We start from the raw sequence: 16,348 nt of genomic DNA on the forward strand, positions 1-16,348 counted from the left end.
GTGACGAGTCGGAGAATCGTACTCTACGTGTGAGGTCGCGATGGTAATACCACGCTCACGCTCTTCCGGGGCATTATCAATACCATCGAAAGCAATGGCGCTACCGCCCCAGACTTCTGCACACACGCGGGTCAGCGCGGCAGTCAGGGTGGTTTTACCATGGTCAACGTGACCGATGGTGCCTACGTTTACGTGCGGTTTATTACGTTCGAACTTTTCCTTAGCCACGGCTCTATACCTTTAACAAATTAACCGTAAATTTAAGATTTCTTGCCGCTGATGACTTCATCAGCGATATTCTTTGGTGCCTCAGCGTACTTCAGGAACTCCATGGAGTAGCTGGCACGACCCTGAGACATGGAACGCAGATCAGTAGCGTAACCGAACATTTCAGACAAAGGCACCTCGGCACGAATAATCTTGCCGGCCATGGTGTCTTCCATGCCCTGAACGATACCACGGCGACGGTTCAAGTCACCCATCACGTCACCCATGTAGTCTTCCGGGGTTACCGCTTCTACCTTCATCATCGGCTCAAGCAGTACCGCACCGGCTTCCTTGGCTGCGTTCTTCACAGCCAGGGCACCCGCCATACGGAAAGCGTTTTCGTTGGAATCCACCTCGTGGTAGGAACCATCGTACAGAGTCGCTTTCACGCCCAGAATCGGGTAGCCCGCCAGCACACCGGCTTGCAGCTGTTCATCGATACCCTTCTGTACCGCACCAAAGTATTCCTTGGGTACGGAACCACCGTGAATCTGTTCCTCGAACTGGAACTCTTCATCACGATCGATAGGCTCAAACTTGACCTTAACGTGACCGTATTGACCACGACCGCCGGACTGCTTCACGAACTTACCGTCCACGTCCGCAGCACGGGTGAAGGTTTCGCGGTATGCCACCTGCGGCGCACCGATATTCGCTTCCACCTTGAATTCACGCTTCATGCGATCCACGAGAATATCCAGGTGCAGCTCGCCCATGCCAGAGATAATGGTCTGGCCGGTTTCTTCGTCGGTCTTCACACGGAAAGACGGATCTTCCTGCGCGAGACGACCCAGCGCCAGACCCATTTTTTCCTGGTCTGCCTTGGACTTGGGCTCCACAGCAACGGAGATTACCGGATCCGGGAATTCCATACGTTCCAGAACGATCGGGCTCTTCATGTCACACAGGGTGTCACCGGTAGTGACGTCCTTCATGCCAACACAGGCCGCGATATCACCCGCCAGTACTTCCTTGATTTCTTCACGGCTGTTTGCGTGCATTTGCAGCAAACGCCCCACACGCTCTTTCTTCTCGCGTACGGAGTTCATCACGCTATCACCGGAATTCAGCACACCGGAGTAGACACGAATGAAGGTCAGAGACCCCACAAACGGGTCGGTAGCGATCTTGAAAGCCAGCGCAGAGAACGGCTCATCGTCGGAAGACTTACGCGCTTCCACGGTTTCGCCATCCGGCAGCACACCCTGGATAGCTTTTACTTCATCCGGGGCCGGCAGGAATTCGATAACTGCGTCGAGCAGCGCCTGAACGCCCTTGTTTTTGAACGCGGAACCACACAAGCCGAGAACGATTTCGTTGGCCAGAACCTGCTTACGCAGACCCGCCTTGATATCGTCATTGGAAAGGTCACCTTCTTCCAGGTACTTTTCCATCAGCTCTTCAGAGCCTTCTGCTGCCGCTTCCGTCATTTGCTCACGGAGCTCGTCACAACGCGCCTTGATGTCGTCCGGGATGTCCTTCTCTTCGTAGGTCATCCCCATGTCGTCTTCGTTCCAGTAGATAGCCTTCATCCGGATCAGGTCGACAACACCCTTGAAGTTATCTTCCGTACCGATGTTGTACTGAATCGGCACAACGGAAGCACCCAGACGCTTGCGAATCTGGTTACAAACGGAGTCAAAATCTGCGCCAGCGCGGTCCATCTTGTTGACGAACACAATACGCGGCACTTCATATTTATTGGCCTGGCGCCATACAGTCTCGGACTGCGGCTCAACGCCGGAAGAACCACAGAACACCACCACGGCACCATCGAGTACACGCAAGGAACGCTCTACTTCAATAGTGAAGTCAACGTGCCCGGGGGTATCAATGATGTTGATACGGTGCTGATCGTACTGCTGGTCCATGCCCTGCCAGAAAGTGGTGGTCGCAGCGGAGGTAATGGTAATACCACGCTCCTGTTCCTGCTCCATCCAGTCCATGGTGGCAGCACCGTCGTGCACCTCACCAATTTTGTGAGACACACCGGTGTAGAAAAGAATACGCTCGGTAGTAGTGGTCTTGCCCGCATCTACGTGCGCACAGATACCGATGTTGCGATAGCGATTAAGAGGAGTCTTACGAGCCACGGTGCTAACCTCGATTCACTGGTTCAAATACAAAAACCGGCCTGTACACAGGCCGGTTTCACTCGCTTGTCTTCTGCCTTTAGAAGCGGAAGTGGGAGAAGGCCTTGTTGGCCTCGGCCATACGATGCACGTCTTCACGTTTCTTCATCGCAGCGCCTTTGCCTTCAGCGGCATCCATCACTTCGCCGGCCAGACGAGCAGGCATGCTCTTCTCACCACGCTTACGTGCAGCATCAACCAACCAGCGCATTGCCAGAGCAGTACGACGGCTGGGACGAACCTCAACAGGAACCTGGTAAGTCGCACCACCAACACGGCGGCTCTTTACCTCGACGGCAGGACGGATATTGTCCAGCGCCTTTTCGAACATCTCCAGGGAATCAGCCCCTTTGCGTTCGGTGATAATATCCAGCGCACCGTAAACAATACGCTCGGATACAGACTTTTTACCACTGACCATTACATGGTTCATGAACTTGGCCAGAATCTGGCTTCCAAACTTCGGATCCGGCAGGATCTCCCGTTTGGCGACAACGCGACGTCTTGGCATCGGATGTGTTCCTCTAACATTCCCGCTTTGGGCGGGGAAAGCTTCAGGTGACTCCGGAACGGCATGCCGTCCGGACCTTACTCATCCCTCCGCAGCCACACGGGCTACGGCATTCAGAAAAGGTAGCTGGGTATTACTTAGGACGCTTGGCGCCATACTTGGAGCGACGCTGTTTGCGGTCCTGCACGCCTGCCGTATCCAGGGTGCCACGTACGGTGTGGTAGCGAACACCGGGAAGGTCTTTTACACGACCGCCACGGATCAACACTACGGAGTGCTCCTGCAGGTTATGCCCTTCACCACCAATGTAGGAAGAGACTTCATAACCGTTGGTCAGACGCACACGACACACTTTACGCAGCGCGGAGTTCGGCTTCTTCGGAGTAGTGGTATACACCCGAGTGCAAACGCCGCGACGCTGGGGGCAGCCCTGCAGGGCTACGGAGTCGCTCTTTTCTACCTTGCTTTTGCGCGGCTTGCGCACCAGCTGGTTTACAGTTGCCATGAAACTACTGCCTCACGCTTACAGTTCTGTGACAAAAACCGTCAGTTTACGGCCCCTGCCACCCAATTACCGCCCATGAAACCATGGGGGGCAGCGATTGTAGGGAGCCTCCGGCATCCCGTCAAGGCGCCGGAGAATCTCTACGGTTGCCCCCGAAGGGGCGAAATGGCACCAGCCACTTGTGCGGGCGCCATTATCGGGTCAAGAAAACGCCCGCACTACTCGTCGGAGGAGCTAAGCGCCTCGGACAGAGCCGCTTCCACCTCGTCCATGGTCGGCGCTTCCGGCCCGCGTGCGTCAGCACGCTGGCGGCGACGGTCCATGTGGTAGGCATAGCCGGTACCGGCCGGGATCAGACGACCCACAACCACGTTCTCTTTCAGGCCACGCAGGTCGTCTTCCTTGCCGGTTACCGCCGCTTCGGTGAGAACGCGGGTGGTTTCCTGGAAAGACGCTGCAGAGATGAAGGACTCGGTGGCCAGGGAAGCCTTGGTGATACCCAACAACAGACGCTGATATTGCGGCAGCATCTTGTCTTCGGCTTTCAGACGGTCGACCTCTTCCATGACGCGGGCATATTCTGCCTGCTCACCCTTGATGAAGTGAGACTCACCCACTTCCAGGATCTCTACTTTGCGCAGCATCTGGCGGATGATCGTTTCAATGTGTTTGTCATTGATCTTCACACCCTGCAGGCGGTAAACCTCCTGCACTTCGTTAACGATGTAACGGGCCAGCTCGGATTCACCTTTCAGGCGCAGGATATCGTGGGGGTTCAGCGGACCATCAGAGACCACTTCACCCTTCTCTACCCGCTCACCTTCAAACACGTTGAGCTGACGCCACTTGGGAATCAGTTCTTCGTAATTGTCATCACTGTTATCCGGTGTTATCACCAAGCGAACCTTGCCTTTGGTTTCTTTACCGAAGGACACGGTACCAGTCTTCTCGGCCAGGATGGCGGCTTCTTTCGGGTTACGGGCTTCGAACAGATCCGCAACGCGGGGCAAACCACCAGTGATGTCACGGGTCTTGGAGGATTCCTGGGGAATCCGCGCAATCACATCACCCACACCGATGCTGGCGCCATCCTTCAGGCCACACAGCGCACCGCCCGGCAGGAAGTACTGCGCCGGCATATCAGTGTTGGGCATCACAACGGCTTTGCCCTTGCTGTCCACTACCCGGATTACCGGACGCATGTCCTTACCGGCAGACGGGCGATTCTGGGAACCGAGCACTTCGATATTGGTCAGGCCGGTCAGCTCGTCGGTCTGGTGGTTTACAGTGATACCTTCTTCCATATCACCGAACTGAACCTTACCTTCCACTTCCGCGATAATCGGGTGCGTGTGTGGATCCCAGGTTGCAACAACCTGACCACCACCCACTTCGTCACCTTCATTCACGGTCACGGTGGCACCGTAGGGCAGCTTGTAACGTTCACGCTCACGGCCCAGCTCATCGGCAACGGCCAGATCAGCAGAACGTGACACGATCACCAGGCCATCCTTGTGCTGCACGTGCTTGGCATTGTGGAAACGCACCTTACCGCCGTGCTTGATCTGGATGCTGGACACCGCAGAGGCCCGGCTTGCCGCACCACCAATGTGGAAGGTACGCATGGTCAGCTGGGTACCCGGCTCACCAATGGACTGCGCCGCAATAACACCAACAGCCTCGCCCACATTCACCTGATGACCACGGGCCAGATCACGACCGTAACAGGTGGCACACACACCCCAGCGGGTGGCACAGGTAATCGGCGAGCGCACCAGCACTTCGTCCACACCCATGGTTTCCAGCTGCTCAACCCAGACTTCGTCCAGCAGGGTGCCGGCTTCCACCGCCACTTCGTCCAGATTCAGCGGGTTCATCACGTCACGGGCAACCACACGACCGAGAACACGTTCGCGCAGCGGCTCTACCACGTCACCACCTTCAATCAGCGGTGTCATCAGCAGGCCTTCTTCAGTGCCGCAATCGTTCTCGTTGATCACCAGATCCTGCGCCACATCCACCAGACGACGAGTCAGGTAACCGGAGTTCGCTGTTTTCAGTGCAGTATCCGCCAGACCTTTACGCGCCCCGTGAGTAGAGATGAAGTACTGGAGTACGTTCAGACCTTCACGGAAGTTACTGGTAATAGGCGTTTCGATAATGGAGCCATCCGGCTTGGCCATCAGACCACGCATACCGGCCAGCTGACGAATCTGGGCCGCAGAACCCCGCGCCCCGGAATCGGCCATCATGAAGATGGAGTTGAAGGAGCCCTGCTCTTCGTCCTTGCCTTCGCGGTTCTTCACCACTTCGACTTTCAGGTTCTCCATCATCGCCTTGGCGATCTGGTCATTGGTCCGCGCCCAGATATCCACGACCTTGTTGTAACGCTCACCGCGGGTTACCAGACCGGAAGCGAACTGCTCCTCGATCTCGCGCACTTCCTCTTCGGCAGCGTCGATCATGGTGTACTTGGCATCCGGGATCACCATGTCTTCCACACCAATGGAGGAACCGGACAGGGTGGCTTCACGGAAGCCCAGGTACATCAGCTGGTCAGCAAAGATGCAGGTCTCTTTGGTACCCAGGATACGGTAGCAGGTGTTCAGCAGCTTGCTAATGGCCTTCTTGGTCATGTTCTGGTTGACCATCTCGTAGCCCAGACCCGCCGGCACGATATCCCACAGTTTACAGCGACCCGGCGTGGTATCGACGATGAAGGTACGCTCTTCCACGTTACCTTGCTGGTCTTTCACCACTTCGTGGACACGCACTTTAACCCGGGCGTGCAGGTGCACCTGCTTGTTGGCCAGGGCACGCATCACTTCCTTGGTGTCGGCAAAGACCTGACCTTCGCCCTGGGCGTTCACACGCTCACGGCTGATGTAGTACAGGCCCAGCACCACGTCCTGGGTCGGTCCGATGATGGGCTCACCATTGGCCGGAGACAGGATGTTGTTGGTGGACATCATCAGCGCACGGGCTTCGAGCTGGGCTTCCAGGGTCAGCGGTACGTGCACCGCCATCTGGTCACCATCGAAGTCGGCGTTGAAGGCCGCACACACCAGCGGGTGCAACTGAATCGCCTTGCCTTCAATCAGTACCGGCTCGAACGCCTGGATACCGAGACGGTGAAGGGTCGGTGCACGGTTCAGCATCACCGGGTGTTCGCGAATCACTTCGGCGAGGATATCCCACACCTCGGCAGTTTCGCGCTCGACCATTTTCTTGGCCGCCTTGATGGTGGTCGCCAGACCACGACCTTCCAGCTTGGCAAAGATGAACGGCTTGAACAGCTCCAGCGCCATTTTCTTGGGCAGGCCACACTCGTGCAGCTTGAGAGTCGGGCCTACCACGATCACGGAACGACCGGAGTAATCAACACGCTTACCGAGCAGGTTCTGACGGAAACGACCCTGCTTACCCTTGATCATGTCGGCAAGGGACTTCAGCGGACGCTTGTTGGAACCGGTGATGGCACGGCCGCGGCGGCCGTTATCCAGCAGCGCATCCACAGATTCCTGCAGCATACGCTTTTCGTTACGCACGATGATGTCCGGCGCACTCAGGTCCAGCAGACGCTTGAGGCGGTTGTTCCGGTTGATCACCCGGCGGTACAGATCGTTCAGGTCGGAGGTGGCGAAACGGCCACCGTCCAGCGGCACCAGCGGACGCAGATCCGGCGGCAGAACCGGCAGCACGGTGAGAATCATCCACTCAGGCGCGTTGCCGGAATCCTTGAAGGCTTCCATCAACTTCAGACGCTTGGAGAGCTTCTTCAGCTTGGTGTCGGAGTTAGTGGATTCCACTTCCTCACGCAGGATCTTGATTTCTTCAACCAGATCCAACTCCATCAGCAGCTGCTGCACAGCCTCGGCACCCATCTTGGCTTCGAATTCGTCACCGAATTCTTCCAGGGAGTCGAAGTATTCTTCATCGGTGAGCAGCTGCCCACGCTCCAGCGTGGTCATGCCCGGCTCAGTCACGACAAAGGATTCGAAGTACAGCACACGCTCGATATCACGCAGGGTCATATCCAGCATCAGGCCGATACGGGACGGCAGTGACTTCAGGAACCAGATGTGCGCGGTGGGGCTCGCCAGTTCGATGTGCCCCATGCGCTCACGACGCACCTTGGAGAGGGTGACTTCAACGCCACACTTCTCACAGATAACGCCACGATGCTTTAAACGCTTGTACTTACCGCACAGGCATTCGTAGTCCTTGATCGGACCAAAGATTCGCGCACAAAACAGACCATCACGCTCAGGCTTGAACGTGCGGTAGTTAATGGTCTCAGGCTTTTTCACTTCACCAAAAGACCAGGAGCGGATCAGATCCGGCGGCGCAAGCGCGATGCGGATCTTGTCGAACTCCGTGACTTGTCCCTGACTTTTGAGCAAATTCAGCAAGTCTTTCAAGGCCAGTCCTCCGTAGTGAGCTTTCGCTCTAGATTCTTTCCTAAACCCGGGTACACAGTGGCTCCGTCGTTACCCGGCGGAGCCCACTGCCTTAGTCGTTTTCCAGCTCGATATTGATACCAAGCGAACGGATTTCCTTCAGCAATACGTTGAAGGATTCCGGCATACCCGGATCCATGCGGTGATCACCATCCACGATGTTCTTGTAAACGCGGGTACGGCCATTCACGTCATCGGATTTAACAGTGAGCATTTCCTGCAAGGTGTAAGCGGCGCCATAGGCTTCCAGCGCCCACACTTCCATCTCACCGAAACGCTGACCACCGAACTGCGCCTTACCACCCAGCGGCTGCTGGGTAACCAGGCTGTAGGAACCGGTGGAACGGGCATGCATCTTGTCGTCCACCAGGTGGTTCAACTTGAGCATGTACATGTAGCCCACGGTCACCTTGCGGTCGAAGGCTTCACCGGTACGACCATCCCACAGCTGCACCTGACCGGAACGGTCGTGGCCTGCCAGTTCCAGCAGTTCCTTGATCTCGAACTCTTTGGCACCGTCGAATACCGCAGTGGCCATAGGCACGCCGCCTACCAGATTCTTGGCCAGATCAATGATCTCATCATCGCTGAAGCTGTCCAGGTCTTCCGGAGTACCACCGGCACCGGCCTTGTTGTAGATCTTGTCGAGGAAGACACGAATATCCGCAATCTTCTTCTGCTCGGCCAGCATTTCGCCGATACGCTCACCAAGACCTTTCGCCGCCCACCCCAGGTGGGTCTCCAGAATCTGCCCCACGTTCATACGCGACGGTACACCCAGCGGGTTCAACACCACATCCACCGGCACACCGTTCTCGTCATACGGCATATCTTCTTCCGGCATGATCACGGAGATCACACCCTTGTTACCGTGACGGCCGGCCATCTTGTCACCGGGCTGGATGCGACGTTTGATCGCCAGATAAACCTTGACCACTTTCAGGACGCCGTGAGCCAGATCATCACCACCGGAGATCTTGGCCTGCTTGTCCTTGTAGCGCTCGTCCTGCTCTTTCTTGTGCTGCTCCAGGTACTGCTGGGCGCGCTCAAGCTGTTCAGCCACATCATCGTCGGCCGGGCGCAGTTCGAACCATTTCTCGGCATCCAGGCCATCCAGGATCTCGCCGGTCATCTCGGCACCACGCTTGAAGCCGGCGCCGCCATTGACCTTCTTGCCCACCATGACGGTACGCAGACGCTCCAGAATATCCTGCTCGAGAATACGGTACTCGTCTTTCAAATCCTTGCGGAACTGCTCAAGGGCAGCCTGCTCGATCTGACGGGCACGCTCATCTTTTTCCACGCCGTCGCGGGTAAATACCTGTACGTCGATGATGGTGCCCTTAACGCCGGAAGACACTCGCTGGGAGGTATCCTTCACGTCAGAGGCTTTCTCACCGAAGATGGCACGCAACAGCTTTTCTTCCGGGGTTAGCTGGGTCTCGCCCTTCGGCGTTACCTTGCCCACCAGAATGTCGCCAGCTTCCACTTCCGCACCAATGTACACGATGCCGGATTCATCCAGTTTGGACAGCGCGGCTTCGCCAACATTGGGAATATCAGCGGTAATCTCTTCCGGACCCAACTTGGTATCACGGGCGATACAGGTCAGCTCCTGAATGTGGATGGAGGTAAACCGGTCTTCCTTCACCACTTTCTCGGAGATGAGGATGGAATCCTCGAAGTTGTAACCATTCCAGGGCATGAACGCCACGCGCATGTTCTGGCCCAGGGCCAGCTCACCCATGTCAACGGACGGACCGTCAGCCATGATGTCGCGGGCAGCAACCCGATCACCCACTTTCACCAGCGGACGCTGGTTGATGCAGGTGTTCTGGTTGGAGCGGGTGTATTTGGTCAGGTTGTAGATATCTACACCCGCTTCACCTTCGCTCACTTCGTCATCGTTCACTTTCACGATGATCCGGGACGCATCCACCTTGTCGACGATACCGCCACGGGTGGCAACCACACAGACACCGGAATCGCGGGCCACATGACGCTCAAAACCAGTACCGACCAACGGCTTGTCAGCACGCAGGGTGGGCACAGCCTGACGCTGCATGTTGGAGCCCATCAAGGCACGGTTCGCATCATCGTGCTCAAGGAACGGGATCAGGGACGCGGCCACGGATACCACCTGACGGGGAGAGACATCCATATGGGTAATGGTGTCACGTTCCATCACGGTAAATTCGTAACGGTGACGCACAGTAACGAAGTCTTCTTCGAAACCGCCGTCCTCAGTCATTTTCGCGTCTACCTGCGCAATCACGCACTCGGCTTCTTCAATCGCGGACAGATATTCGATTTCTTCGCTGACCTTGCCGTCGATAACCTTCAGGTACGGAGACTCGAGGAAACCATACTCGTTGGCGCGGGCATAGGTGGCCAGGGAGTTGATCAGACCGATGTTCGGACCTTCAGGGGTCTCGATCGGACATACACGACCGTAATGAGTCGGGTGTACGTCGCGAACCTCAAAGCCGGCACGCTCACGGGTCAGACCACCCGGACCCAACGCGGAGACACGACGCTTGTGCGTAATCTCGGACAGTGGGTTGTTCTGATCCATGAACTGGGACAGCTGGGAAGAGCCAAAGAACTCTTTCACGGCAGCGGCCACCGGCTTGGAATTGATCAGATCCTGCGGCATCAGGCCTTCGGATTCCGCCAGACTCAGACGCTCCTTGACCGCACGCTCCACACGCACCAGACCGACACGGAACTGGTTCTCGGCCATTTCACCCACGGAACGCACACGACGGTTACCCAGGTGATCGATGTCATCGACCACGCCGTTACCGTTGCGGATATCTACCAGGGTTCTCAGCACTTCGATAATGTCGGAGGTTTCCCCGCCCATTTGTTCGAAGTACTGCTTGCCTTCCTCATCGGAGCGGGCACTGAAGTAGCGGCCGTCATAGAGGATGCCAGGACCGGTTTCATCTTCACGACCGAGACGACGGTTAAACTTCATCCGGCCAACACCGGACAGGTCATAACGTTCGTCGGTGAAGAACAGATTCTTGAACAGGTTCTCAGCCGCTTCCTTGGTGGGCGGCTCACCCGGGCGCATCATGCGGTAAATTTCGACCAGCGCCTCAAGCGGCGTACGGGTCGGATCAGCACGCAGGGTGTCGGCCATGAACGGGCCGTTGTCCAGATCGTTGGTGTACAGGGTTTCGAAATCGGTAATTCCGCCCTGTTCCAGCTTCTCCAGCGTTTCCGCTGTCAGCTCGGTGTTACACTCCACCAGGATCTCGCCGGTGTCCTGATCGATGATGGATTTGGCCAGGTACTTGCCCTGCAGGTATTCGGCAGGAATTTCCAGGTACTCAATATTAGCCTTTTCCAGCTGGCGAATGTGACGCGCGGTGATACGACGGCCACGCTCCACCACGACTTCACCGTCCGCCAGGATATCGAAGGTCGCGGTTTCACCACGCAGACGCTCCGGCACCAGCTTCATACGGTAAATGCCGTCTTCCACTGCGATTTCATTGGTGTCGAAGAACATCTCCAACACTTCGTCGGAGGTGTAACCCAACGCACGCAGCAGGATGGTCGCCGGCAATTTGCGGCGACGGTCGATCCGGACAAAGACCTGGTCTTTGGGATCGAATTCAAAGTCCAGCCAGGAACCACGGTAAGGAATCACCCGGGCAGAATAGAGCAGCTTGCCGGAGGAGTGAGTCTTGCCTTTATCGTGGTCGAAGAACACACCGGGAGACCGGTGCAGCTGGGACACGATTACACGCTCGGTACCATTGATAACGAAGGTACCGTTTTCGGTCATCAGGGGAATTTCACCCATGTAGACCTGTTGTTCACGAATATCCTTGATCGCCCCGGATGATTCACGATCGTAAATCACCAGACGAATACGCACACGCAATGGCGCCGCGTAGGTAGTACCGCGAATGATGCATTCTTTTACATCAAAAACGGGTTTGCCGAACTCGTAGCCGGCATACTCCAGCGCTGCATTTCCTGAATAACTGGCGATCGGAAATACCGATCGGAAAGCGGCTTCCAGGCCTTCTTCAAGGCGTTCTTCTGAGCTCTTATCCTGCTGCAGGAATTTACGGTAAGAATCGAGCTGTATCGCCAGGAGATAAGGCACCTCCATAACTTTCGGAAGCTTGCCGAAATCTTTGCGGATCCGCTTTTTCTCAGTGAATGAGTATGCCATCTGCGTTCCTCAGCTGTTGACCTATCACCCTGTGGTGATATTTCTGCATGAAACCCTTCATACAGAAACGACAAAAGGCTGGCAGCCAAAAAGCTGCCAGCCGGCGCCTTTCTGCGAAACCGCAGAAAGACATAGCGCCAATGCGCTTACTTGAGCTCGGCAGTACCGCCAGCCTCTTCGATCTTTTTCTTGATCTCTTCGGCTTCGTCTTTGGCAGCGCCTTCCTTAACAGGAGCAGGAGCGCCTTCAACCAGCTCTTTGGCTTCTTTCAGACCCAGGCCAGTCACTTCACGGACAGCCTTGATCACGCCAACTTTCTTGTCACCGAAACCGGTCAGAACAACGTCAAACTCGGTTTGCTCTTCAGCGGCACCACCAGCATCGCCAGCGCCAGCTGCAGGAGCAGCAGCAACAGCAGCAGCGGCAGTTACGCCGAATTTCTCTTCCATGGCATCGATCAGTTCAACGAGGTCCATAACACTCATATCGGCGATAGCGCCGAGGATATCTTCTTTGGAAACGGCCATTTTCAATCTCCTAAATCACCACTTTGGTGATCCGATTGGATCGGGTAGTTACGCAACCTGAAAAATCAGGCAGCACTCTGTTTCTGGTCCTTGACTGCAGCAACCGTACGAACAAATTTGCCGGGCACCTCGTTGAGGGTACGAACAAACTTGGCCACCGGGGCCTGCATAACGGACATGAGCTGAGAAATTGCTTCGTCGCGAGTCGGCAACTTGGCCAGGACATCGATATCCTGAGCACCATAAGTTACGCCACCCACGGCCAGAGCTTTTACTTCCAGCGCGTCATGGTCTTTGGCGAAATCCTTGATGAGGCGAGCAGCAGCGCCCGGATCATCCTGGGAAAAAGCCAAAACAGTGGGGCCAACCAGTGCATCGTTCAGACACTCGAATTCAGTGTCTTTCACGGCGAACTTCGCCAGCGTGTTCCGTACTACTTTCAGGTACACGCCGGTTTCACGGGCCTTACTACGCAACTCAGTCATCTGAGAAACAGTGAGACCACGATAGTCAGCAACCACAGCAGACAGCGCTTCAGTAGCAACAGCATTAACCGAAGCAACAATCGCTCGTTTGTCCTCCAGATTCAAAGGCATGATGTACCTCCTGGATTCACAAACATTAACCGTCAAAATCGACTGCAATCTGATTTCGAGGCGGTCGCCAGAGCCGGTTTCCCGGCCATTATCGCGGAGCCACAACCTGAGCAAATCAGGAAACAACTACCGCGCCTGCGCAGGCGGTTACCCCTTAATTCCGGCGGCCTACTTACCTCATGAAGGCAGACACCAAAACACACCGAAAACCTGCGGTCTTTGACGCCCCGGCATCGCTCACTGCAAGAGACGCGACACCGGGATCAAAGCCCTTTTGATCCTGCCGTGCGACAGGATCGAAACTACTTACATTGCCAGGGATGCCGGATCGATGGACAGACCGGGACCCATGGTGGTAGACAAGGTAACTTTCTTGAAGTAAGCCCCTTTGGCGGAAGATGGCTTGGCCTTCTTCAGGTCAGCAATCAACGCTTCCACATTTTCCTTGATGGCGCTGGAGTCGAAACCCACCTGGCCGACGGTGCAATGAATAATCCCGCCCTTATCGGTACGGTAACGCACCTGACCACCCTTGGCGTTTTTAACCGCCTGGGCAACATCAGGAGTCACGGTACCAACTTTCGGGTTCGGCATCAGACCGCGGGGACCCAGAATGGTGCCCAGCTTGCCGACAACGCGCATCGCGTCCGGGGAAGCAATGACAACGTCAAAATCGAGCTCGCCCGCCTGAACCTTCTCGGCCAGATCGTCAAAACCAACAACGTCTGCGCCCGCCTCTTTGGCTTCTTCAGCCTTTGCGCCCTGGGCAAACACGGCAACACGGACAGTCTTGCCGGTACCGTGAGGCAGAACAGAAGCACCACGAACGTTCTGATCGGATTTACGTGGGTCAACACCCAGGTTTACCGCCACGTCCACAGACTCTTTGAATTTCACGGCAGAAAGCTCAGCCAGCAGTGCGACCGCTTCCTCAACCGGGTACAGCTTGCCCGCTTCAACCTTCTCGCGGATGGCACGGTTACGCTTAGACAGTTTAGCCATTGGTTAACCCTCCACATCCAGGCCCATGGAACGGGCAGAACCCGCGATAGTGCGCACAGCGGCATCCAGGTCCGCAGCAGTCAGATCCGGCTCTTTGGCCTTGGCGATCTCTTCCAGCTGCGCACGGGTTACCTTGCCCACTTTCTTGGTGTTCGGCTCACCGGAACCGCTCTTGATACCAGCCGCTTTCTTCAGCAGGTAAGCCGCCGGCGGCGTCTTCATGGTGAAGGTAAAGGAGCGATCGTTGTAAACGGTGATCACGACCGGAACCGGCGCACCGGCATCCAGCTGCTGAGTCTGGGCGTTAAACGCCTTACAGAACTCCATGATGTTCACACCGTGCTGACCCAGAGCAGGACCAACCGGCGGTGACGGGTTAGCCTGACCCGCTGCAACCTGCAGCTTGATGTAGGCTTGTACTTTCTTCGCCATTTTAAGACTCCTTGGGTGCGAACGCCGCGCCTATGGCGGGCTCCCCTCAGGTTGTCAAAACACCCCGGCCACCTCTCAGCGACCAGGGCACCTAATTTAAACGCTGATTCCAATCAGGTCTTTTCGACCTGACCGAACTCCAGCTCAACCGGTGTGGACCGACCGAAGATCATCACAGCCACCTGCAGACGGCTCTTCTCGTAATTCACTTCTTCGATCACACCGTTGAAGTCAGCGAAAGGACCGTCGTTAACACGAACCACTTCACCCGCTTCAAACAATGTCTTCGGCTTCGGCTTCTCAACTGCATCATCCATACGACGCAGAATGGCATCCGCCTCTTTCTGGGTAATGGGCGAAACACGACCCGGATTTTTCGGATCTTCACCAATAAAGCCCATCACCTTCGGGGTTTCCTTGATCAGGTGCCAGGAGTCATCACACATCTCCATTTGCACCAGAACGTAACCCGGGAAGAACTTGCGCTCGGATTTGCGTTTTTGGCCACCCTTGATCTCCACCACTTCCTCAGTGGGAACCAGAATTTCACCAAAAAGCTCTTCCATAGAACGCAATTTAACGCGCTCCTCAAGAGCACGTTTTACGTATTTCTCGAAACCTGAATAGGCGTGTACTACGTACCAGCGCTTTGCCATGCTTACCCCTTAGCCAATAACCCAGGACATGAGCCCACCGAGAATCCAGTCGAGCACAAACAGCAACAGGGCCACAATCACAACAAAGACCAGAACAATCAGCGTGGTTTGCAAGGTTTCCTGACGCGTCGGCCACACAATCTTGCGAAGCTCGACCAGAGAATCCTTGCGCAACTGGTTGAACGCTTTGCCCTGCTCAGTTTGCAGAGCAACAAACACCGCCACCAGAGAAACAGCAACAACACCGATCACCCGATACAGGGCTGCCTGGTCGGAGAAATAGCTATTGCCCACTACGGCCGCAGCAACAAACCCCACAACCAACAACCACTTCACCGCCTCAAAGGCGGCAGAGCCGGAACGCGCTTCTGTTTTCTCGCTCATCTGACGATGCACCCCACCACCTGAGTGGCAGTTTTGGGAAAATTGGCAGGCCAGGAGGGACTCGAACCCCCAACAGCCGGTTTTGGAGACCGGTGCTCTACCAATTGAACTACTGGCCTGTAACTCTTTAAACCTGAAACAAAACAGGGTGACGGGCACGCCCGCCACCCTTTATCACCGTAAAACTTACTCGGTGATTTTAGCTACCACGCCGGCGCCAACGGTACGGCCACCTTCGCGAATCGCGAAGCGCAGGCCATCTTCCATGGCGATCGGAGCGATCAGCTCAACGTCCATCTGCACGTTATCGCCCGGCATTACCATTTCGGTACCTTCCGGCAGAGTACATGCACCTGTCACGTCAGTCGTACGGAAGTAGAACTGCGGACGGTAGCCATTGAAGAACGGAGTGTGGCGACCACCTTCGTCTTTGCTCAGGACATACACCTCAGCAACGAACTTGGTGTGCGGCTTGATGGAGCCCGGCTTGGCCAGTACCTGGCCACGCTCAACCTCATCACGCTTGGTACCACGCAGCAGAACACCAACGTTCTCACCAGCGCGACCTTCGTCCAGCAGCTTGCGGAACATCTCAACACCGGTACAGGTGGTCTTGGTGGTGTCGTTGATACCCACGATTTCCAGCTCTTCACCCACCTTGATGATGCCACGCTCTACACG

Annotated in this window: 13 protein-coding genes and 1 tRNA gene; all 14 read right to left on the reverse strand. The window is 55.9% G+C overall.

The window, feature by feature from the left end; translation table 11 throughout:
* Window positions 1-228 (reverse strand): GTP-binding protein (locus A3730_RS16175; RefSeq protein ID WP_231883980.1); only part of this gene is annotated, 228 nt, incomplete at its 3' end.
* 32 nt (window positions 229-260) lie between these two features.
* Window positions 261-2,360: an elongation factor G gene (fusA, locus tag A3730_RS16180; protein ID WP_063520059.1), complete on the reverse strand. Its 2,100-nt coding sequence runs from the start codon at window positions 2,358-2,360 to the stop codon at window positions 261-263.
* Window positions 2,361-2,439: 79 nt separating this feature from the next.
* Window positions 2,440-2,910, reverse strand: coding sequence for a 30S ribosomal protein S7 (rpsG, locus tag A3730_RS16185; protein ID WP_063518893.1), 471 nt, complete (start codon window positions 2,908-2,910; stop codon window positions 2,440-2,442).
* Window positions 2,911-3,043: 133 nt separating this feature from the next.
* The gene (gene rpsL, locus A3730_RS16190) at window positions 3,044-3,415 is read right to left on the reverse strand and encodes a 30S ribosomal protein S12 (protein WP_011587675.1); all 372 of its coding nucleotides are present in this window, start codon (window positions 3,413-3,415) and stop codon (window positions 3,044-3,046) included.
* Between the two features lie 218 nt (window positions 3,416-3,633).
* Window positions 3,634-7,836, reverse strand: a complete 4,203-nt coding sequence (gene rpoC / locus A3730_RS16195; RefSeq protein WP_063538453.1) for a DNA-directed RNA polymerase subunit beta' — start codon at window positions 7,834-7,836, stop codon at window positions 3,634-3,636.
* 91 nt (window positions 7,837-7,927) lie between these two features.
* Entirely contained in the window at window positions 7,928-12,070 is a 4,143-nt protein-coding gene (gene rpoB, locus A3730_RS16200; RefSeq protein ID WP_063519588.1) for a DNA-directed RNA polymerase subunit beta, read from the reverse strand.
* Between the two features lie 146 nt (window positions 12,071-12,216).
* The gene (gene rplL / locus A3730_RS16205; protein ID WP_063519589.1) at window positions 12,217-12,597 is read right to left on the reverse strand and encodes a 50S ribosomal protein L7/L12; all 381 of its coding nucleotides are present in this window, start codon (window positions 12,595-12,597) and stop codon (window positions 12,217-12,219) included.
* Window positions 12,598-12,662: 65 nt separating this feature from the next.
* Entirely contained in the window at window positions 12,663-13,193 is a 531-nt protein-coding gene (gene rplJ / locus A3730_RS16210) for a 50S ribosomal protein L10 (RefSeq protein WP_063519590.1), read from the reverse strand.
* Between the two features lie 306 nt (window positions 13,194-13,499).
* A complete protein-coding gene (gene rplA, locus A3730_RS16215) occupies window positions 13,500-14,195 on the reverse strand; it encodes a 50S ribosomal protein L1 (protein WP_063519591.1) in 696 nt (231 codons plus the stop codon).
* A gap of 3 nt (window positions 14,196-14,198) precedes the next feature.
* Window positions 14,199-14,627: a 50S ribosomal protein L11 gene (gene rplK, locus A3730_RS16220; RefSeq protein WP_007148611.1), complete on the reverse strand. Its 429-nt coding sequence runs from the start codon at window positions 14,625-14,627 to the stop codon at window positions 14,199-14,201.
* 113 nt (window positions 14,628-14,740) lie between these two features.
* Complete coding sequence (gene nusG / locus A3730_RS16225) at window positions 14,741-15,283, reverse strand: transcription termination/antitermination protein NusG (RefSeq protein WP_039926800.1); 543 nt, start codon at window positions 15,281-15,283, stop codon at window positions 14,741-14,743.
* Between the two features lie 9 nt (window positions 15,284-15,292).
* Complete coding sequence (gene secE / locus A3730_RS16230; RefSeq protein WP_063519592.1) at window positions 15,293-15,667, reverse strand: preprotein translocase subunit SecE; 375 nt, start codon at window positions 15,665-15,667, stop codon at window positions 15,293-15,295.
* Window positions 15,668-15,710: 43 nt separating this feature from the next.
* Window positions 15,711-15,786: transfer RNA gene (locus A3730_RS16235), tRNA-Trp, on the reverse strand.
* A gap of 67 nt (window positions 15,787-15,853) precedes the next feature.
* A partial coding sequence (locus A3730_RS16240) for an EF-Tu/IF-2/RF-3 family GTPase (RefSeq protein ID WP_255364275.1) occupies window positions 15,854-16,348 on the reverse strand: 495 nt, incomplete at its 5' end.

Source organism: Alcanivorax sp. HI0044, from assembly GCF_001634945.1.

Coding starts and splice junctions, on each gene's coding strand:
- rpoB (WP_063519588.1), bottom strand. CDS start 12,070: ATGGCATACTCATTCACTGAGAAAAAGCGGATCCGCAAAGATTTCGGC.
- secE (WP_063519592.1), bottom strand. CDS start 15,667: ATGAGCGAGAAAACAGAAGCGCGTTCCGGCTCTGCCGCCTTTGAGGCG.
- rplA (WP_063519591.1), bottom strand. CDS start 14,195: ATGGCTAAACTGTCTAAGCGTAACCGTGCCATCCGCGAGAAGGTTGAA.
- rplJ (WP_063519590.1), bottom strand. CDS start 13,193: ATGCCTTTGAATCTGGAGGACAAACGAGCGATTGTTGCTTCGGTTAAT.
- rpsG (WP_063518893.1), bottom strand. CDS start 2,910: ATGCCAAGACGTCGCGTTGTCGCCAAACGGGAGATCCTGCCGGATCCG.
- rpsL (WP_011587675.1), bottom strand. CDS start 3,415: ATGGCAACTGTAAACCAGCTGGTGCGCAAGCCGCGCAAAAGCAAGGTA.
- rplK (WP_007148611.1), bottom strand. CDS start 14,627: ATGGCGAAGAAAGTACAAGCCTACATCAAGCTGCAGGTTGCAGCGGGT.
- rplL (WP_063519589.1), bottom strand. CDS start 12,597: ATGGCCGTTTCCAAAGAAGATATCCTCGGCGCTATCGCCGATATGAGT.
- nusG (WP_039926800.1), bottom strand. CDS start 15,283: ATGGCAAAGCGCTGGTACGTAGTACACGCCTATTCAGGTTTCGAGAAA.